Source organism: Billgrantia campisalis, assembly GCF_022341425.1.
GTDB classification, from domain to species: Bacteria; Pseudomonadota; Gammaproteobacteria; order Pseudomonadales; family Halomonadaceae; genus Halomonas; species Halomonas campisalis.
Window position 1 is genome coordinate 118,115 of record NZ_JABFUC010000003.1, and the last position, 17,435, is coordinate 135,549.

At 65.6% G+C, this 17,435-nt stretch carries 20 protein-coding genes; 18 read left to right on the forward strand and 2 right to left on the reverse strand.

From position 1 onward, the window contains the following. The first annotated feature begins 17 nt into the window (after positions 1 to 17). From HOP52_RS04420 to HOP52_RS04440, 5 genes are all read left to right on the forward strand, one after another. Complete coding sequence (locus HOP52_RS04420) at positions 18 to 725, forward strand: cytochrome c oxidase subunit 3 (RefSeq protein ID WP_238976059.1); 708 nt, start codon at positions 18 to 20, stop codon at positions 723 to 725. A gap of 16 nt (positions 726 to 741) precedes the next feature. Then, positions 742 to 1,059 carry a cytochrome C oxidase subunit IV family protein gene (locus HOP52_RS04425; protein WP_238976060.1) on the forward strand — a complete coding sequence of 106 codons (318 nt, stop codon included), beginning with the start codon at positions 742 to 744 and terminating at the stop codon, positions 1,057 to 1,059. Positions 1,060 to 1,164: 105 nt separating this feature from the next. Next, the gene (locus HOP52_RS04430) at positions 1,165 to 2,793 is read left to right on the forward strand and encodes a BCCT family transporter (RefSeq protein WP_238976061.1); all 1,629 of its coding nucleotides are present in this window, start codon (positions 1,165 to 1,167) and stop codon (positions 2,791 to 2,793) included. A gap of 66 nt (positions 2,794 to 2,859) precedes the next feature. Then, positions 2,860 to 3,222, forward strand: coding sequence for a CidA/LrgA family protein (locus tag HOP52_RS04435; RefSeq protein ID WP_238976062.1), 363 nt, complete (start codon positions 2,860 to 2,862; stop codon positions 3,220 to 3,222). Next, entirely contained in the window at positions 3,219 to 3,950 is a 732-nt protein-coding gene (locus tag HOP52_RS04440) for an LrgB family protein (RefSeq protein WP_238976063.1), read from the forward strand. Before HOP52_RS04435 ends, HOP52_RS04440 begins: the two co-directional genes overlap by 4 nt. An 86-nt stretch (positions 3,951 to 4,036) precedes the next feature. On the opposite strand, the gene HOP52_RS04445 is transcribed toward HOP52_RS04440, so the two are convergent. Continuing rightward, entirely contained in the window at positions 4,037 to 4,393 is a 357-nt protein-coding gene (locus tag HOP52_RS04445) for a hypothetical protein (RefSeq protein WP_238976064.1), read from the reverse strand. A 207-nt stretch (positions 4,394 to 4,600) separates the two neighbouring features. Between HOP52_RS04445 and HOP52_RS04450 the strand changes: the two genes are divergently transcribed. The 5 genes from HOP52_RS04450 to HOP52_RS04470 all read left to right on the forward strand — a co-directional run bounded on the left by HOP52_RS04450 (position 4,601) and on the right by HOP52_RS04470 (position 9,275). Beyond that, positions 4,601 to 4,774 carry a DUF2970 domain-containing protein gene (locus HOP52_RS04450; RefSeq protein ID WP_238976065.1) on the forward strand — a complete coding sequence of 58 codons (174 nt, stop codon included), beginning with the start codon at positions 4,601 to 4,603 and terminating at the stop codon, positions 4,772 to 4,774. A 186-nt stretch (positions 4,775 to 4,960) separates the two neighbouring features. Then, positions 4,961 to 6,079, forward strand: coding sequence for a cytochrome c oxidase subunit II (gene coxB, locus HOP52_RS04455; protein WP_238976066.1), 1,119 nt, complete (start codon positions 4,961 to 4,963; stop codon positions 6,077 to 6,079). A 76-nt stretch (positions 6,080 to 6,155) separates the two neighbouring features. Further along, positions 6,156 to 7,790: a cytochrome c oxidase subunit I gene (ctaD, locus tag HOP52_RS04460; protein WP_238976067.1), complete on the forward strand. Its 1,635-nt coding sequence runs from the start codon at positions 6,156 to 6,158 to the stop codon at positions 7,788 to 7,790. A 31-nt stretch (positions 7,791 to 7,821) separates the two neighbouring features. Continuing rightward, positions 7,822 to 8,421 (forward strand): cytochrome c oxidase assembly protein, encoded by a 600-nt coding sequence (locus tag HOP52_RS04465; protein WP_238976068.1) that lies wholly within the window; start codon positions 7,822 to 7,824, stop codon positions 8,419 to 8,421. Further along, a complete protein-coding gene (locus HOP52_RS04470) occupies positions 8,418 to 9,275 on the forward strand; it encodes a cytochrome c oxidase subunit 3 (protein WP_238976069.1) in 858 nt (285 codons plus the stop codon). Before HOP52_RS04465 ends, HOP52_RS04470 begins: the two co-directional genes overlap by 4 nt. A gap of 96 nt (positions 9,276 to 9,371) precedes the next feature. Here HOP52_RS04470 and HOP52_RS04475 read toward each other — a convergent pair whose 3' ends face one another. Further along, positions 9,372 to 9,566 carry a DUF2909 family protein gene (locus HOP52_RS04475; protein ID WP_238976070.1) on the reverse strand — a complete coding sequence of 65 codons (195 nt, stop codon included), beginning with the start codon at positions 9,564 to 9,566 and terminating at the stop codon, positions 9,372 to 9,374. Here HOP52_RS04475 and HOP52_RS04480 point away from each other — a divergent pair. From HOP52_RS04480 to thrS, 8 genes are all read left to right on the forward strand, one after another. Further along, positions 9,565 to 10,344 (forward strand): SURF1 family protein, encoded by a 780-nt coding sequence (locus HOP52_RS04480; protein ID WP_238976071.1) that lies wholly within the window; start codon positions 9,565 to 9,567, stop codon positions 10,342 to 10,344. The two genes, HOP52_RS04475 and HOP52_RS04480, sit on opposite strands and share 2 nt — an antisense overlap. Further along, entirely contained in the window at positions 10,326 to 10,898 is a 573-nt protein-coding gene (locus tag HOP52_RS04485; RefSeq protein ID WP_309674530.1) for a hypothetical protein, read from the forward strand. The genes HOP52_RS04480 and HOP52_RS04485 overlap by 19 nt, the downstream gene beginning before the upstream one ends. Before the next feature lie 118 nt (positions 10,899 to 11,016). Further along, entirely contained in the window at positions 11,017 to 12,069 is a 1,053-nt protein-coding gene (locus tag HOP52_RS04490) for a COX15/CtaA family protein (RefSeq protein ID WP_238976072.1), read from the forward strand. A 58-nt stretch (positions 12,070 to 12,127) separates the two neighbouring features. Next, positions 12,128 to 13,006 carry a heme o synthase gene (gene cyoE, locus HOP52_RS04495; protein ID WP_238976368.1) on the forward strand — a complete coding sequence of 293 codons (879 nt, stop codon included), beginning with the start codon at positions 12,128 to 12,130 and terminating at the stop codon, positions 13,004 to 13,006. Next, on the forward strand, positions 13,003 to 13,791 hold the full coding sequence (gene cysQ / locus HOP52_RS04500) for a 3'(2'),5'-bisphosphate nucleotidase CysQ (RefSeq protein ID WP_238976073.1): 789 nt from the start codon (positions 13,003 to 13,005) through the stop codon (positions 13,789 to 13,791). The genes cyoE and cysQ overlap by 4 nt, the downstream gene beginning before the upstream one ends. A gap of 67 nt (positions 13,792 to 13,858) precedes the next feature. After that, a complete protein-coding gene (locus HOP52_RS04505; protein ID WP_238976074.1) occupies positions 13,859 to 14,326 on the forward strand; it encodes a DUF2489 domain-containing protein in 468 nt (155 codons plus the stop codon). Positions 14,327 to 14,590: 264 nt separating this feature from the next. Then, positions 14,591 to 15,250: an OmpA family protein gene (locus HOP52_RS04510; protein WP_238976075.1), complete on the forward strand. Its 660-nt coding sequence runs from the start codon at positions 14,591 to 14,593 to the stop codon at positions 15,248 to 15,250. Positions 15,251 to 15,523: 273 nt separating this feature from the next. Beyond that, a complete protein-coding gene (gene thrS / locus HOP52_RS04515; RefSeq protein ID WP_238976076.1) occupies positions 15,524 to 17,422 on the forward strand; it encodes a threonine--tRNA ligase in 1,899 nt (632 codons plus the stop codon). Positions 17,423 to 17,435: the final 13 nt, after the last annotated feature.

Consider the following 17,435-nt stretch of genomic DNA (forward strand, 5'->3'; position numbering starts at 1 on the left):
CCGATAGGAGGATCACCATGGTGGATACAGGCTCCCGAGACACCTCCGCGCCGGAGGGCATGCAGGGCTTCGTCGCCGACTGGTCGGCGGAGCGGCGGGTGTTCAATGTCCCCTGGGGCAAGGCGATGATGTGGCTGTTCATTCTCAGCGACATCTTCATCTTCGCCTGCTTCCTGGTCGGCTACATGGTGCTACGCATGTCCACCGTGGAGCCCTGGCCGGATGCCAGCGAGGTGTTCGCGCTGACGGTGGGTGGGCAGTCGATCCCGCTGCTGTTGATCGCCATCATGACCTTCATCCTGATCTCAAGCAGCGGCACCATGGCGCTGGCGGTCAAGTACGGCTATGAAAAGAACCGCGGCATGACCACCGTGCTGCTGCTGCTCACCGCGCTGCTCGGCACCCTGTTCGTCGGCATGCAGGCCTTCGAGTGGTACATCCTGATCAATGATGGGGTGCGGCCCTGGGGTAATCCCTGGGGGGCGGCCCAGTTCGGTGCGGTGTTCTTCCTGATCACCGGCTTTCACGGTACCCATGTGACCATCGGGGTGATCTTCATCCTGATCATGGCAGTCAAGGTCATGCGCGGCTCCCTGGACAGCCAGCGCCCCGGCTTTTTGACTGGCCGCAAGGGTCGCTACGAGATGGTCGAGACCCTGGGACTCTACTGGCACTTCGTCGACCTGGTGTGGGTCTTCATCTTCGCTTTCTTCTACCTGTGGTAGATGACGGGAGGCTGACATGGCGCATGACGACACTCAACAGCATCCGCTGCGCGTCTATCTCTGGGCTTGGCTGTGGCTGTTCATCCTGAGCGTGCTCTCCTACCTGGTGGATATCTCGGGGATCGAGGGCTTGCTGAAGTGGTCGCTGATCACGTTGTTCATGCTGCTCAAGGCCGGGCTGATCGTCGCTTTCTTCATGCATATGATCTGGGAGCGCCTGGCGATCATCTATACGGTGCTGATACCGCCCGGGGTGCTGCTGTTTCTGGCCGGGCTGATGGCGCTGGAGTCGAACTACACCCTGGTGTCGCGCCTGACTTTCTTTGCCAATTGATGCCGATGCCTGCTGGGTCATTTCGCCGGCGGTCGTGAAGGCCGAACGCCGCTGGGGTACCATGTGTCGCGGTGACATTTCAGCGAAGCGACAGGGACGTAGCCCATGTATCAGCAGGCGCAGCGGGGCCTTCTCAAGGGAATGAGTCCCAGGGTCACTCTGGTGACCTTCGTAATCGTGGCGGTATCGCTGGTCTACGGGGCCTTCTATACCGAGCAGCTGGGGCGCGGGCTCGCGCTGATGCGCAGCGTGCTCGACCCCTTCCTGGAGTGGTACTACGTGCTGCTGGTGGCCTTCCTGCTGCTCTTTATGGTGTGGCTAGGGGTGGGCCGCTACAAGAACGTGCGCCTGGGGGCCGACTTCGAGCAGCCGGAGTTCACCTTCTTCTCCTGGGTGGCCATGCTGTTTGCCGCCGGTACCGGCGTGGGCATCCTGTTCTGGGCGGTGGCCCAGCCGATCCTGCAGTTTCAGGAGAATCCCTTTATCGCCGAGGGGATGACCCCGGACGCGGCGCGGGTGGCAATGCGCCTGACCTACTTCCACTGGGGGCTCAACGGGTGGGCGATTTTCTCCTTCGTGGCCCTGGTGCTGGCCTATTTCGCCTACCGTTGGCATCTCCCCCTGACCATCCGTTCGGGGCTGCAGCCGCTGCTGGGGAAACGGGCCGAGGGGCCGCTGGGAGAGGCGGTGGATGTGCTGGCGGTGTTCGGCACGGTGTTCGGCATCGCCACCACCCTGGGGCTGGGCGTGCAGCAGATGAACGCGGGGCTGGGGGCGGTGTTCGGCCTGCCTTCGTCGCTGACCCTGCAGCTGATCGTGACCGCGGCGATCATGAGCGTGGCCACCTTCTCCGTGGTGTCGGGGGTCAAGCACGGGGTGCGGCTGCTCTCCGAGGCCAACTTCTGGCTGAGCATCGCGGTGGTGGTGTTTTTGCTGCTGTTCGGGCCCACCCAGTACCTGGTGGCCATCACCATCGAGTCGGCGGGGGACTACATCCAGAACCTGCTGGGCATGACCTTCCACACCAACGCCACCCGGGACGACGGCTGGCAGGCGGAGTGGACGGTCTTCTTCTGGGGGTGGTGGCTGGCCTGGTCGCCCTTCGTCGGCATGTTCATCGCCCGGGTCTCGCGGGGGCGCACCTTCCGGGAGTTCGTGATGGGGGTGCTGCTGGTGCCCACGGTGATCACCGTGGTGTGGATCGGACTGTTCGGTGGCACGGCGCTTTACCACGAGCTGTTCGGCGTGGGCGGCATCGTCGCCGCCGTGGAAGAGGACGTGGCCACGGCGCTGTTCGCCACCATCGAGGCGATGGGGCTCGGCGCGGTGGGCACGCTGGTGTCGGCGGCGCTGGTGGTGCTGATCGGCACCTACCTGATCACCTCGGCCAACGCCGGAACCCTGGTGATCAATACCATCCTGGCCGGTGGCGACCCGGAGCCACCCACTGCCCACCGCCTGCTATGGGGCGGCCTGCTGGGCCTGTTGACCGCCGTGCTGCTGATGGCCGGTGGGCTGGAAACCCTACAGGCGGCGGTGATCATGGCGGCGCTGCCGTTCTCGGTGGTGATCATGCTGATGATCGCCGGCCTGCTCAAGGCGCTGCATCGCGAGCGCTATGCGGCGCGTACCGGTGAGCGGGCGGAGGCCCCCCGCGAGCCCTGGGCCGATCTCGACGACGCCGGTGCCGAGCCGGTGCCGGTATCCGAGGACGAGGCCCATAAGCCCAACTGATCCTAAGCGTTGCCTGAAACGTCAGCATGCCCAGACAGTGTTTAGACAGAGCGTAGAGGGGGTGTCATGCCGTTGATCATGGGAATGAGTGTGCTGCTGGCCTGCCAGTTTGCCGGGGAACTCCTGGCCCGGGGGCTGGCGATGCCGGTTCCCGGCCCGGTGCTCGGCATGGTGATCCTGCTGGTGGGGCTGGTGATCCGGGGGCGCGTGCCGGACAGCCTGCGGCTGACCGCCGAGGGGCTGCTGCGCTACCTGACGCTGCTGTTCGTGCCGGCGGGAGTGGGGCTGATGGTGCATGCGCGGCTGATTGGCATGGATCTGGTGGCGATCCTGGTGACCCTGGTGGTGTCTACCGCGCTGACCCTGGCGGTCACCGCCTGGGTGCTCGATCGTCTACGGCGCCGCATGCCTGGGGACCACGTCCCATGACCGTGGTGCCGCTGGACCAGCTCTGGGTCTACCTCTCCGGTCATCCGCTGCTCTCGCTGCTGGTCACCCTGCTGGCGTTCGCGCTGGCGGTGCGGATCAACCGCGCCCTGGGCGGCACCCCCCTGGTGCATCCGGTGACGCTGTCGATCGCCATGCTGATCGGTTTCCTGCTGCTGGTGGACATGGACTATGCCGCCTACTTCGAGGGGGCGCAGTTCATCCATTTCCTGCTGGGGCCGGCCACGGTGGCGCTGGCCATTCCCCTCTATGACCATCGCGAGCGCATTCGCCGCCTGCTGGGGCCGCTGCTGCTGGCCTGCGTGGTGGGCATCGTGACGGCGGTGGGCTCCACCCTGGGGCTGGCCCTGGCGCTGGGCGCCCAGCCCGAGACCCTGCTGACGCTGGCACCGCGCTCGGTGACTTCGCCCATCGCCATGGGCATCGCCGAGCAGATCGGCGGCATTCCCTCGCTGGCGGCGGGGCTGGTGCTGCTGACCGGTTCCATCGGCTGTGCGCTGGGGCCAGGGATCTTTCGCCTGCTGCGTATCCGGGATCCGGCGGTGCAGGGTTTTGCCCTGGGGCTCTCTGCCCACGGCTTCGGTACCGCCCATGCCTTTGCCCGAATCGGAGCAATGGCTGGCGCCTTTTCGGGGCTGGCCATGGGGTTGACCGGGCTGTTGACCGCCTTTCTGCTGCCGCTGCTGGTCAGGCTGTTCGGGCTGGGGTAGCCGTCGTAGGGGCTACGACGGCGGCGGTTTGGGCCGTCTTCGGGCGGCGCCCCGGCAGGGCGCCGCAGGATACCGGGGCAGGGCGGTTAGATCTCCTCCCAGATGCGCTGGCGGAAATCGTTGGGCAGGTTGGCGACGTGGTGCATGCGCTGCATCTGGTGGTCGGCCATCTCCTTGGCGATGTTCTGGTAGCACGCGCTGACCTTGCTGGGGTCACCGTTATGGGTATCGTAGCATTGGGCCAGACGTTCGCTGGCCTCGGCCATCGCCTTCAGGAAGAGGGCCTCCTGGTGCATGACCTCCGACACGCTTTCCATCCAGGCCAGCTGCATGCGGGTCATGGGGTTGATGCCCTGCATCCACTGCTGGCTCCACCACTCCATCATCGGGTTCCCGTTGTCCAGTCCGGGAGTGGTGACGCTGTCGGGCTTGCTATTGCTCATGTCGAACTCCTATGCCTCCTGTTGCTTGCTGGGGGCGGTCAAGGGGTGGCTAACCACTAGCAGTATAGGCCAGTCCCCCTGGCGGATTGCACGCGAAGGGCCTTGTCGGTCATGCCGTTGATGCACATCAATATGCGTTGATTTCGCCCGCCGCCGGTGGCTGTGCCATGCTGAGCTTACCCACTCCTCAGCGGCGGAGCCTTGCCCATGTGGACTGTGATCAAATCAGTGCTGGCGGCCTTTTTCGGCGTGCAGAAGGAGCAGCAGCGCCGTGAGGATTTCGAGCAGGGGCGTCCCGGGGCCTTCATCGTCACCGGCCTGGTGATGGCCGCCTTCCTGGTGGGGATCCTCGCCTTCGTGGCGATCTTGGTATCGCGCTGATCGCGTGGCGTCCTGACTTGCGTTGACTGGTGCGTTAGCCAGCCGCCACGGCGCTGCTTCGCTTTTCACTTCTATACTCATTCCGCAAGCGGCGACTCTCCACGGCTCTGCATGAGTGCCCCGCTCCCTGACCCTCGGGGCTGCCGCTGCCCATGACAACGACAACATCACAATCGGGAGGCGTCGATGCGCACTCTGCTCGTCTGGCTGGCGGGGGCGTTGTCCCTTGCCGGCTCGAGTCAGGCGGCTCTGGCCAGCGGCTGGAACATGCCGGTGGGGGTCACCGACCTCAGTCGCGAGATCTACAATCTGCACATGACCATCTTCTGGATCTGCGTGGTCATCGGGGTGATCGTGTTCGCGGTGATGTTCTATTCGCTGATCCGCTACCGCCACGCCAAGGGGGCCAAGGCCGCCAACTTTCACGAGAACACCACCGTGGAGGTGATCTGGACGGCGATTCCGCTGCTGATCCTGGTGGGCATGGCGGTTCCCGCCACCGCGACGCTCAAGAAGATGTACGACACCTCGGACGCCGAGCTCGACGTGATGGTCACCGGCCAGCAGTGGCGCTGGCACTACGAGTACCTGGGGGAAGACGTCGCCTTCACTTCCAACATGAGCACCCCGCGGGCGCAGATACGTGGCGACGAGCCGTTCGGCGAGAACTACCTGCTGGAGGTCGACCAGCCACTGGTGCTGCCGATCAATCGCAAGGTGCGCTTCCTGTTCACCGCAGATGATGTCATCCACGCCTGGTGGGTGCCCGACTTCGCGGTCAAGCAGGACACCATTCCGGGCTTCATCAACGAGAACTGGGTGCGGATCAACGAGCCGGGCATCTACCGCGGCCAGTGCGCCGAGCTGTGCGGCAGGGATCACGCCTTCATGCCGATCGTGGTGCACGCCATGGAGGAGGACGACTTCGATACCTGGCTGGCCGAGCGCAAGGAGGCCGCCGCCGAGGAGGCGCTGGGCGTCGAACGCGAGTGGCAGAAGGAGGAGCTGATGGAGCGCGGCGAGGCGGTCTATGCCAGCATCTGCGCCTCCTGCCACCAGCCTGACGGCGAGGGCTCTCCGCCGGCCTTCCCGGCCCTGGCGGGCAATCAGCGCATGCTAGAAGACCGTGAATGGCACACCAACGTCATTATCGATGGCGTATCCGGCACGGCGATGCCGGCGTTTCGCAGCACTCTGAATCCGGTCGAGCTGGCGGCGGTGGTCACCTATACCCGCAACGCCTGGGGCAACGATACCGGCAGCGAGGTGCAGCCCTCGACGATTGCCCAGCGGCTCGGGCAGTGAGTCCCCGGCGCCATGACGCCGGGGCGGGCGCCGCGCCCCGCGCCAGGATGATAACAATGACAGATGGAGATTCTTGATGGCCCCTAAGGTACCTCCCCAGCCCTCCCTCGAACAGAGCAGCACGGCCACGGCGGCGGGTCACGGCCTGGCTCATGCCGCCCCGCCCAAGGGCATCCTGCGCTGGCTGCTGACCACCAACCACAAGGAGATCGGCTCACTCTATCTGATCTTCTCGCTGATCATGTTCTTCATCGGCGGGATCTTTGCGCTGGTGGTACGCGCCGAGCTCTATCAGCCCGGGATGCAGCTGATACAGCCCGAGTTCTTCAATCAGATGACCACCATGCATGGCCTGATCATGGTCTTCGCGGCGGTGATGCCGGCCTTCACCGGCCTGGCCAACTGGATGATCCCGCTGCAGATCGGGGCGCCGGACATGGCCCTGCCGCGGCTTAACAACTTCAGCTTCTGGCTGCTGCCGGTGGCCTTCATCCTGCTGCTGTCAACGCTGTTCATGCCGGGAGGCGGGCCCAACTTCGGCTGGACCTTTTATGCACCGCTCTCCACCACCTATGCGCCGCCGTCGACGACGATCTTCATCCTGTCACTGCACATCGCCGGGATCAGCTCGATCCTGGGGGCGATCAACATCATCGCCACCATCCTCAACATGCGCGCCCCGGGGATGCGCATGATGGATATGCCGCTATTCGTCTGGACCTGGCTGATCACTTCCTTCCTGCTGATCGCGGTAATGCCGGTGCTGGCCGGGGTGATCACCATGATGTTGATGGACATCAACTTCGGCACCAGCTTCTTCGATGCCGCCGGCGGGGGGGACCCGGTGCTGTTCCAGCACCTGTTCTGGTTCTTCGGCCACCCCGAGGTCTACATCATGATCCTGCCGGCCTTCGGCATCGTCTCGGCGATCATTCCCACCTTCGCGCGCAAGCCGCTGTTCGGCTACGCCTCCATGGTCTATGCCACGGCCTCCATCGCCATCCTGTCGTTTCTGGTTTGGGCGCACCACATGTTCGTAGTGGGGCTGCCGCTGGCCGCCACGCTGTTCTTCATGTACACCACCATGCTGATCGCGGTGCCCACCGGGGTGAAGGTGTTCAACTGGATCACCACCCTGTTTCGCGGCTCGATCAGCTTCGAGCCGCCGATGCTGTTCGCGCTGGCCTTCGTGGTGCTGTTCACCATCGGCGGATTCTCGGGGCTGATGTTGGCGATCGCTCCGGCCGACTTCCAGTATCACGACACCTATTTCGTAGTGGCCCACTTCCACTATGTGCTGGTGCCCGGGGCGGTGTTCGCGATCATGGCCGGGGTTTACTACTGGCTGCCCAAGTGGACTGGCCACTATCCCCATGAGCGTCTCGCCCAGTGGCATTTCTGGCTGTCGGTGATCGGCGTCAACCTGACCTTCTTCCCGATGCACTTCTCGGGGCTGGCCGGCATGCCGCGGCGGATTCCCGACTATGCCCTGCAGTTCGCCGATTTCAACCTGGTGTCGAGCCTGGGCGCCTTCCTGTTCGGTTTCTCCCAGCTGCTGTTCGTGGCGGTGGTGATCCTCTGCGTGCGCGGGGGCAGGAAGGCGCCGGCCCAGGCCTGGGACTACGCCGAGGACCTGGAGTGGACCGTGCCGAGCCCCGCCCCGCTGCACACCTTCGAGACGCCGCCGACCTACCAGCGTCCGGCGCACTGACTGCCCACGGAGGCATGACGAGGAGAAGGCCATGAGCCGGATCGAGATGGGAAACGACGACCAGCGCAGCGCGATTCGCCGCACCGTGTGGCGCAGTGTGGCGGCGCTGGTGGGCATGTTCGCCTTCGCCTTCGCCCTGGTGCCGCTCTACGACGTTTTCTGCGAGGTCACCGGCATCAACGGCAAGGTGGAGACCTCCGCCCAGGCACTGGTCAACGAGGAAATCGATGACTCCCGCTACGTGACCGTGCAGTTCATCACCCGCAATGGCTCGGGGCTGCCGTGGCGCATGGACGTCGAGACGCGCCAGATCCGGGTGCATCCCGGCCAGTCGGCCGAGGTGAATTTCACCTTCAACAACCAGAGCGACGGCGTGAGCTGGGGGCGTGCGGTGCCCAGCGTCTCGCCGTCCAGCGCCACTCGACATCTGCGCAAGGTCAGCTGCTTCTGCTTCGACGAGCAGCGCCTCGAGGCCGGCGAACGGCTCGAGCTGCCGCTGGTCTTCCAGCTGGCTCGCGACCTGCCCGAGGAGGTCAACAGCGTTACTCTGGTCTACACCCTCTACCCGGTAGAGACGCGCAAGGCGCAGCTTCAGGCAGGCGCCAAGGTCCTGGAAGGAGATGAGGTATGAGCGGTAGCTACTACGTTCCTGCAACCAGCAAGTGGCCGGTGCTCGGCTCCCTGGCGATCGGCGTGATGATGGTGGGTATCGGCATGGTGCTGGTCTATGACCGGGGCAGCCTGATCATGGTGGCCGGCCTTGTCGCGGTGGTGGCCGTCATGGCGCTGTGGTTTCGCGACGTAGTGCGTGAATCGCGCAGCGGCCTATATGACAGCCAGATGGACCGCTCCTTCCGGTGGGGGATGGGCTGGTTCATCTTCTCCGAGGTGATGTTCTTCGCCGCCTTCTTCGGGGCGCTGTTCTATATCCGTACCTTTGCCATTCCCTGGCTGGGGGGCGAAGGGGAGAAGGGCATCAGCGCCCTGCTGTGGCCGGAGTTCACCGCCCACTGGCCGCTGCTCAACCCGCCGGACCCGTCGGTGTCTGGGCCGGCCCAGGTCTTCAGCCCCTGGCATCTGCCGCTGGTCAATACCCTGATCCTCATCTCCTCGAGCATCACCCTGACCGTGGCCCACGAGGCGCTGCGGGCGGGCTACCGGCGTACCTGTCGCAACTGGCTGGCGGGAACGGTACTGCTGGGCCTGTGCTTCATCGTGATCCAGGGCGTCGAGTACTACGAGGCCTATGCCCATTACGGCATTACCCTGGATGCGGGTATCTATGGCGCCACCTTCTTCATCCTCACCGGTTTTCACGGCCTGCACGTCATCGTGGGCACGATCATCCTGGCGGTGATGCTGGTGCGGATCATTCGCGACCATTTCACCCGGGAGGAGCACTTCGGCTTCGAAGCCTCCTGCTGGTACTGGCATTTCGTGGATGTGGTCTGGATCGGGCTGTTCCTCTTCGTCTATGTGTTCTAGATCCACGCTCGTGTTCCAGGTCATGGCGTCTCGGTGGCTCGTGCCCGGGGCAGGACGGCCAACCGGGCAGGCCGGGGGGCCAGGCCTGAGGATGGCCTAGACGCCCAGCTCGCCCATATAGAAGCCGTACAGCAGCAGGCCGAGCAGCACCACCGCCAGGGCGACGCGGATCTTCAGGGATAGCAGCAGTCGCTGGGGCTGGTCGTCACTGCGCAGCAGGAAGCCGGCGCCGGCCGCCAGGCTGATCAGCATGGCGATAAATACCACCGCAATCAGGATCTTAAGCAGCATGGCAGACTCCGTCGAGAATCGATTGTCAGGGGGGAGGGGCGTACAGGCGAGGCGCTCATTGGGTCGTCGGCTGGGCCTGTGGTGCACCCTGTGGACGCTGCTGGTGGCGCTTGGCCTGATACTGGGACTATGGCAGTGGGAGCGGGCCGGCGCCAAGCGCGACTATCTTGCCCGGCTGGAGGCTGCCCCCGAGCTGGAGGCCCCGGCGGCGGCGCCGCCCGAGGGCGCCCGGCTGACCCTGCACGGCGAATACCTGGCCGACCAGACGCTGTTTCTCGACAACCGCACCCTCGATGGCCGCCTGGGCGTAGCGGCGCTGACGCCGCTGCGTACCGGCGACGGCCGCCTGTGGCTGGTTCAGCGTGGCTTTCTGGCGACCGGCCCGACCCGCGACACGCCGAGCGTGGCGACTCCGGAGGAAGGCGTGACCGTACAGGGGCGCTGGCAGGCCGCCGGCAGTTCGGGCCCCCTCTATGGCCCCAACCAGGAAGGGCGGCGCCTGCAGCGGATCGACCTCGAGGCCTGGCACGAGCTAGGTGACTTCGCTCATCCCGGCTGGCTGCATCTGGAAGTGGGCGGCGGTGCCCTGGCGCCCTGGTGGCAGCCCAGCGTGATGCCGCCCAGCCGCCATCTGGGCTATGCGGTACAGTGGTGGGGCCTTGCCCTGGCCGCCTTGGCGGTCATGCTGATCGGCGGGCGCCGCCTGGCGCTCGACCGCGATGAGAACCGCCGTCTTGTCCCTTCCAAGGAGTGTCCGACGTGCCACAGCAAGTCATGAGACCCCGTCGTCCTCTGGATCCTCGCCGTCAGCGGCTCAAGCTGCTGGCGCTGATCGCCATCTTCGCCCTGCCGCTGATGACCGCCTGGGCCATGGTGGAGTGGCGCATCGGCATTCCCGAGCAGCGCACCGCGCATGGTGAGCTCGTCCCGGACATTCCCCCGCTGGCGCAGTGGCCGCTGACCGACCGCGACAGCGAAGCCGACGCGGACACCTGGCTGCTGGCCTTCGATTGCTCGCTCGACTGCGCCGCGCTGGCCGATCAGTGGTGGCGGCTGCACCGCGCCCTGGGCCGTGAGGCGCCGCGGCTTGCCCGGCTGCGCATCGGCGGCGCTGGTGAGGCGCTCCCGGGTGAGCGGCTGGCACGCTGGCAAGGCCAAGCCCCCGCCTGGCAGACGCCGGGGCGTGTCTGGCTATTGGCCCCGGGCGGAGAGGCGCTGCTGACCTATAGTTCAGAGGTGGAGGCACGCGATGTGCTAGACGATATCAATCACTTGCTGCGAGTGAATCCGGAGAGCCGCAGTCAGCGTGAGCGTCAGGTCAGCCAGCGTTGATCATGGCGTTTGTACTTGAACGTAATGGGGAGGCAAGCTGAGTAGAAGCGGTGATCGGGCGGATCTGACAAGGAACACGACAATGCGGATAGCGTCGACGGCAGGGGGACGTGACACGATGGGCGAGGAGGTCGCAGGCCGCCTGCGCCTACTGCTCTCGCTGAGTCTGATCGGCGTGGTGTTCACCAGCGTGGTGATCCTGGTCGGGGTCTGGACCCGGCTGGTAGACGCCGGGCTCGGCTGTCCGGACTGGCCCGGCTGCTATGGCCGGCTGGTGGTACCGGACGCCGAACGGGCCATGGCGCACAGTCCCGATGCGCCCCTGGAAGTCTTCAAGGCGTGGGTCGAGATGATTCATCGCTACGTGGCCTCGGCCCTGGGGCTGCTGGTCATTGCCCTGCTGGTGTTGGGGGCACGGCTGCGGCGCCGCCCCGGCTACCCCTGGGGGGTGAGCGTGGCGCTGCTGGCGGTGATCCTGGTGCAGGGGGCCTTCGGTGCCTTCACGGTGACCCTGAAGCTGTGGCCTCAGGTGGTGACCCTGCACCTGCTGGGGGGGCTCGCCGTGCTGCTGCTGTTCCTGTGGCTGCACCTGCGACTGCGCCGCTTCACCGCCGGTGACGACGGACGCGCGCCACGGCGGCGCCTGACCCCGCTGTGGGGGCTCGCCATGCTGCTGTTGCTGTTGCAGCTGGCCCTGGGCGGCTGGGTGTCGAGCAACTATGCGGGTATCGCCTGCCAGGGGTTTCCCACCTGTAACGGCCAGTGGTGGCCGGCCATGGACTGGAGCGAGGGCTTCCACCTGACCCAGACCGTCGGTCCCAACTATCTGCACGGCCAGCTGCATGCCGACGCCCGGGTGGCCATCCAGCAGGGCCACCGGCTGGGTGCGCTGGCGCTGGGCCTGGGGCTGCTGGCGCTGGCGATACGCCATTGGCAGGAGGCCCGGCTGAGGCCCTGGCTCGGCGCCCTGATGGCGGTCTACGGGGTGCAGTTCGGGCTTGGCGTCGCCAATGTGCTGCTGTGGCTGCCGCTGTGGCTGGCGCTGCTGCATACCGCCGGCGCCGTTGCCCTGGTGCTGCTGCTGGCGCTGGCCCTGTGGCAGTGGCGAGAGTCCGCCGTCGACGTGAAGACGGGAACGACAAGAGTGGACAAGGAGTGGGTGCATGGCTAATGCAGTATGGAAACGGGCCCAGCCCAAACGCGCGTTGACGCTGCTGGGAGATCAGCTCATGGCCGACTGGACCTGGCAGGATCTGCTGACGCTATGCAAGCCACGGGTGGTGGTGGTGATGCTGGTCTGTGCTCTGGTGGGCATGGCCCTGGCCACGCCGCTGTTGCCGTCCCCGGCCACGGTGGTCTTCGGCTTGGCCGGCATCGGCCTGGCGGCCGGCGGCGCCGCGGCCTTCAACCATGTGGTCGACCGCCGCCTCGATGCGATGATGCTGCGCACGGCGCGTCGCCCCCTGGCCAGTCAGCGCATGCCCACGCCGCTGGCGCTGGGCTGGGCCACGCTGCTGTCGGTCGCCGGTATCGCGCTGCTGCTGTGGCAGGTCAATGCGCTGACGGCCTGGCTGACGCTAGGCTCGCTGATCGGTTATGCGCTGATCTATACCGCCTTTCTCAAGCGCGCCACCCCGCAGAACATCGTGATCGGCGGGGTGGCCGGGGCGGCGCCGCCGCTGCTGGGCTGGACGGCGGTGACCGGCCAGCTCGGCCCCGAGCCGCTGCTGCTGATGCTGATCGTCTTCGCCTGGACCCCCCCGCACTTCTGGGCCCTGGCCATCCACAAGCGTGATGAGTATGCACGGGCCGGCGTGCCGATGCTACCGGTCACCCACGGCGAGGCCTTCACCCGCCTGCAGGTCTGGCTCTATGGCTGGCTGACGGTAGCGGTGACGCTGATGCCCTTCGTCATCGGCATGAGCGGCGCGGTGTATCTGGTCGGGGTCATGGCGCTCAATGCGCGCTTCATGGTCTGGAACTGGCGGGTGTGGCGCGGGCGCGACCCGCGGGCGCCGCTGGCCGCTTTCTGGTTCTCGATCCGCTATATCCTTGGGGTGTTCGGCGTGCTGCTGCTCGATCACTACGCCGGTATCTGGGTACTGTGAGCGCCCCCCTGCCGGATCTGGAGTCGCTGCGCCGGCTCGCCGAAACGGCCGGCGAGGCGATCCAGTCGGTGCGCCGCAGCGACTGGGGGCGACGCCTCAAGGCCGACGGTACCCCGGTCACCGAGGCCGATATCGCCGCCCACCGCTGTCTTGTAGCCGGGTTGCCGGGCCTGCTCGACTTGCCCGTGCTTTCCGAGGAGCAGGAGACGACGCCCTGGCCGGTGCGTCGTGGCTGGCATCGCTACTGGCTGGTGGATCCTCTGGACGGTACCCGGGAATTTGTCGATGGCTTCGACGACTACACGGTCAATGTGGCGCTGGTCGAAGAGGGAGCGGTGCGACTGGGCGTGGTGCATGCGCCGGCGCGGGGGGTGACCTGGGCGGGGGGCGCGGGGCTGGGGGCCTGGCGATGGGAAAGCGACCTGTGCGCTTCGATTACGGTCAATCCCGAAAGGCCACCGCGCATTCTTGCCAGCCGGGCCCATCTGGATAAGGCCACCCGGGACTGGTTGGCCGACTATCCAGATTCGCAACTCATGCGCTGCGGGAGCTCGGTGAAGTTCTGCCTGATCGCCGAAGGGCGAGCCGATCTCTATCCCCGCTTCGGTCCCACCTGCGAGTGGGACACGGCCGCCGGTCAGGGCGTTCTGGAAGGCGCCGGCGGCGTGGTGGTGAGCCTCGCCTCGGGGCGGGCGCTGCGCTATAACGGCACCGAGAGTCTGCTCAACGGGGCTTTCGTGGCCGCCGCCGATCCGTCGCTTATCCCCGGCCGCGGCGCTGGTTGAGCATCGAAGTTCCGGTGCGGCTTGCGGTACAATCTGCGCCCCATCTCACGACAGCCTGGACGATCCCATGACGACAACGACTGCCCTGATCCTGCTGGCGCTGGGCCTGGCCATCATTGCCGGCCTGGGGGCCTATGCCTATACCCTATGGCAGGAGGTCAAGCGCCGAGAAGCCTGGCGTCAGGACGAGCTGCAACGCGCCCATGAGAACTGCCTGGAGAATCTCGATCTGGTGGCCTCCGCCTTGCTTCAGGAGCAGGTCGACATCACCGAGGGTGCGTGGCGCATCAAGGTGCTGCTGGAGATCCTCGATCCGCGCCTGAATGAGCGCCCTGATTTCCAGCCATTCGGGGACGTTCACGCCCGTACCCGACACCTTCACACCCATTCAGCGCGCAAGGCGCTGACACCCCGCGAGCGCATGCGCGAGGATCGCGAGCGGCTCGAGGTGGAAGCGGAGATGCGCCAACCGGTCCTCGAAGCGGCCCGGGCGGTGCTGGAGTTCCGTCGCGGCTGGCCCAATAGCCTTCACTGACACCGCGCGGCGCTTGACAGGCCCCGTAACGTTATCTAGCTGTAGTTAAGTCTAGCTCTTGTATCATTTTTTGCTTTCCCTCAGGCTGATGGACGACACGAGGGCCTTGGGCAGGCGGCATTCCGTGGAAACTCTGTTATCCGGTAAAGCTTTGAGCAGGGGCAAATTGAGCCTACACTTCATTACGCCGGGTCACAGAATGTCCGGAACTTTCGGGGTCCTCGTAAGCGGATTGCTCGAAAACGAATCAAGAAGGAGTCTTGTATGAAAAAATCTACGACTGGCTTGCTGTTGGGTTCCGCACTGGCGATTGGCCTGTCCGGCTGTGCGACCCCGACAACCGAACCCTCTTCCGACCGTCCCTGGTACCAGCAGCCGGTGGTATGCGGCATCGCTGGCGGCCTGATCGGCGGCAGCATCGGCTATGCTACCAGCGGCAGCTCCGATGAAGAGCGCAACGCGGCCCGTGCGGGTACCGTGGGTGCCGGTATCGGCGCCATGCTGTGTGCCGACCGCACGCCAGAGCCGGTCGCCGAGCCGGAACCCGAGCCCATGCCGGAGCCGCCGCCCCCGCCCGTTTTCGAGCCGGTGGTGCTCGATAGTGCCGTTACCTTCGCGTTCGATTCCTCCCAGCTACGCCCCGAGGCACGCCCGGTGTTGGATGGTGTGGTCCGCACCCTGCGGGAGAACCCCGAGATCCGCGTCCGCATCGAGGGTCATACCGACTCCATCGGCTCGGCCCAGTACAACGAAGGGCTGTCCCAGCGTCGCGCCGATTCCGTCAAGGCGTACCTGGTCTCCCAGGGCATCGCCGAGAATCGCCTTATGACCCGCGGCTACGGTGAGGCGCGCCCGGTCGCCACCAACGAGACCGATGAAGGCCGCGCTCGGAACCGTCGCGTGGAAATCCTCAACTGGGACTGATCTGGACTGTCGGTTCCACGGCCCGATGAGCGGGCCGCGCATAGCAGGGGCGCCTTAGGGCGCCCCTGCTGCGTTAGCGTGGCGAGGAGCGTCTCGCTTCTGATAGGCTAGGCGGCTGCCGTGACGCCCGGCGGGGCGGCCTTGGGCCGCACCCGTATCGCCCAGAGTAGTGGGCGGGCCGTGCGCTCACGCCTCGACCCCGTACTTGTTTCATGCCATCAACCGCGACATGTGATCCCTGGTATGGATCACCACTGCGCAAAGGACGCTTCAATGCCCATCGTGACCCTGCCGGACGGCAGCCAAAGATCCTTCGACGAACCCCTTTCCGTGATGCAGCTGGCCGAATCCATCGGGCCCGGCCTTGCCAAGGCCTGCGTGGCCGGCCGCATCGACGGCGAGCTGGTGGACGCCGCTGACGTCATCGACCATGACGCCGAGGTCGCCATCATCACCGCCCGCGACCCGGAAGGCCTGGAGATCATCCGCCACTCCTGTGCCCACCTGATCGGCCATGCGGTGAAGCAGCTCTACCCCGAGGCCAAGATGGCCATCGGGCCGGTGATCGACGACGGCTTCTACTACGATATCGATTTCGGCCAGTCGATCACGCCGGAGGACCTCGAGGCGATCGAGAAGCGCATGAAGGCGCTTATCGACACCGAGTACGACGTGGTGCGCGAATACGTCGACCGGGACAAGGCGATGCTGACCTTCCTGCATCGCGACGAGCCCTACAAGCAGGAAATCGTCCGCGAGATCCCCGAGGGCGACACCATTCGCCTCTACCATCACGATGAATACACCGACATGTGCCGGGGCCCCCATGTGCCCAACACCCGGCACCTCAAGGCCTTCAAGCTGACCAAGCTGGCCGGCGCCTACTGGCGGGGGGATGCCTCCAAGCCGATGCTGACCCGCATCTACGGCACCGCCTGGGGCGACAAGAAGCAGCTCAAGGGCTACCTCAAGCGTCTCGAAGAGGCCGAGAAGCGCGATCACCGCAAGCTGGCCAAGCGCATGAACCTCTTCCATTTGCAGGAAGAGGCGCCGGGGATGGTGTTCTGGCACCCCAACGGCTGGACCATGTACCAGGCGCTGGAGCAGTACATGCGCCGCGTGCAGATCGAGAACGGCTATCAGGAGATCAAGACGCCCCAGGTGGTGGATCTGTCGCTGTGGAAGAAGTCCGGCCACTGGGGCCACTACAGTGAGCTGATGTTCATCACCGAGTCCGAGAAGCGTGAGTATGCCATCAAGCCCATGAACTGCCCCTGCCACGTGCAGGTGTTCAACCAGGGGCTTAAGAGCTACCGTGACCTGCCGCTGCGCCTGGCCGAGTTCGGCAGCTGCCATCGCAACGAACCCTCCGGGGCCCTGCACGGGTTGATGCGGGTGCGCGGGTTTACCCAGGACGATGCGCATATCTTCTGCACCGAGGGGCAGATCCAGGCCGAGGCGGAAGCCTTCATTCGACTGACCCTGCAGGTCTACCGGGAGATGGGCTTCGAGGACGTGGAGCTCAAGCTCTCGACCCGGCCGGACGACTTCATGGGCGAGCCGGACCTCTGGGATCGCGCCGAGGCGGGACTCGAGGCGGCGCTCAACGCCATCGATCTGGACTGGGACCTGCAGCCGGGTGAGGGGGCCTTCTACGGGCCCAAGATCGAGTTTTCCCTGCGCGACTGCCTCAACCGGGTCTGGCAGTGCGGCACCCTGCAGCTCGATTTCAACCTGCCGGGCAGGCTGGGGGCGCAGTACGTGGACGAGGACGGGGCGCGCAAGACTCCGGTCATGCTGCATCGGGCGATCCTCGGCTCCTTCGAGCGCTTCCTCGGCATCCTCATCGAGCACTACGCCGGGGCCATGCCGCTGTGGCTCGCGCCCGAGCAGGCGGTGGTGCTGACCATCACCGATGCGCAGCGCGATTATGCCCTGAAATTGGAGCAGCGTTTGCAGAAAGTTGGCCTTCGCGTCAAGGCGGACTTGAGGAACGAGAAGATCGGCTTTAAAATCCGCGAGCATACGTTGCAGAAGGTCCCCTATCTCCTGGTGGTGGGAGATAAGGAAGTCGAAGCCGATTCGGTGGCCGTACGGACGCGTACCGGCGACAATTTGGGCACCATGACCGTGGATGCCTTCGTTGACCGGATTCAGGCCGAGCGGCAGTAGCGACATCTTCCAA

Bases quoted from the DNA above. Each gene is read 5' to 3' on its own strand.
- HOP52_RS04490 (WP_238976072.1), top strand. From the start codon at position 11,017: ATGGGCGAGGAGGTCGCAGGCCGCCTGCGCCTACTGCTCTCGCTGAGT.
- HOP52_RS04450 (WP_238976065.1), top strand. From the start codon at position 4,601: ATGTGGACTGTGATCAAATCAGTGCTGGCGGCCTTTTTCGGCGTGCAG.
- HOP52_RS04440 (WP_238976063.1), top strand. From the start codon at position 3,219: ATGACCGTGGTGCCGCTGGACCAGCTCTGGGTCTACCTCTCCGGTCAT.
- HOP52_RS04505 (WP_238976074.1), top strand. From the start codon at position 13,859: ATGACGACAACGACTGCCCTGATCCTGCTGGCGCTGGGCCTGGCCATC.
- HOP52_RS04470 (WP_238976069.1), top strand. From the start codon at position 8,418: ATGAGCGGTAGCTACTACGTTCCTGCAACCAGCAAGTGGCCGGTGCTC.
- HOP52_RS04420 (WP_238976059.1), top strand. From the start codon at position 18: ATGGTGGATACAGGCTCCCGAGACACCTCCGCGCCGGAGGGCATGCAG.
- ctaD (WP_238976067.1), top strand. From the start codon at position 6,156: ATGGCCCCTAAGGTACCTCCCCAGCCCTCCCTCGAACAGAGCAGCACG.
- HOP52_RS04435 (WP_238976062.1), top strand. From the start codon at position 2,860: ATGCCGTTGATCATGGGAATGAGTGTGCTGCTGGCCTGCCAGTTTGCC.
- coxB (WP_238976066.1), top strand. From the start codon at position 4,961: ATGCGCACTCTGCTCGTCTGGCTGGCGGGGGCGTTGTCCCTTGCCGGC.
- thrS (WP_238976076.1), top strand. From the start codon at position 15,524: ATGCCCATCGTGACCCTGCCGGACGGCAGCCAAAGATCCTTCGACGAA.
- HOP52_RS04445 (WP_238976064.1), bottom strand. From the start codon at position 4,393: ATGAGCAATAGCAAGCCCGACAGCGTCACCACTCCCGGACTGGACAAC.
- HOP52_RS04430 (WP_238976061.1), top strand. From the start codon at position 1,165: ATGTATCAGCAGGCGCAGCGGGGCCTTCTCAAGGGAATGAGTCCCAGG.
- HOP52_RS04475 (WP_238976070.1), bottom strand. From the start codon at position 9,566: ATGCTGCTTAAGATCCTGATTGCGGTGGTATTTATCGCCATGCTGATC.
- HOP52_RS04425 (WP_238976060.1), top strand. From the start codon at position 742: ATGGCGCATGACGACACTCAACAGCATCCGCTGCGCGTCTATCTCTGG.
- HOP52_RS04480 (WP_238976071.1), top strand. From the start codon at position 9,565: ATGGCAGACTCCGTCGAGAATCGATTGTCAGGGGGGAGGGGCGTACAG.
- cyoE (WP_238976368.1), top strand. From the start codon at position 12,128: ATGGCCGACTGGACCTGGCAGGATCTGCTGACGCTATGCAAGCCACGG.
- HOP52_RS04510 (WP_238976075.1), top strand. From the start codon at position 14,591: ATGAAAAAATCTACGACTGGCTTGCTGTTGGGTTCCGCACTGGCGATT.
- HOP52_RS04465 (WP_238976068.1), top strand. From the start codon at position 7,822: ATGAGCCGGATCGAGATGGGAAACGACGACCAGCGCAGCGCGATTCGC.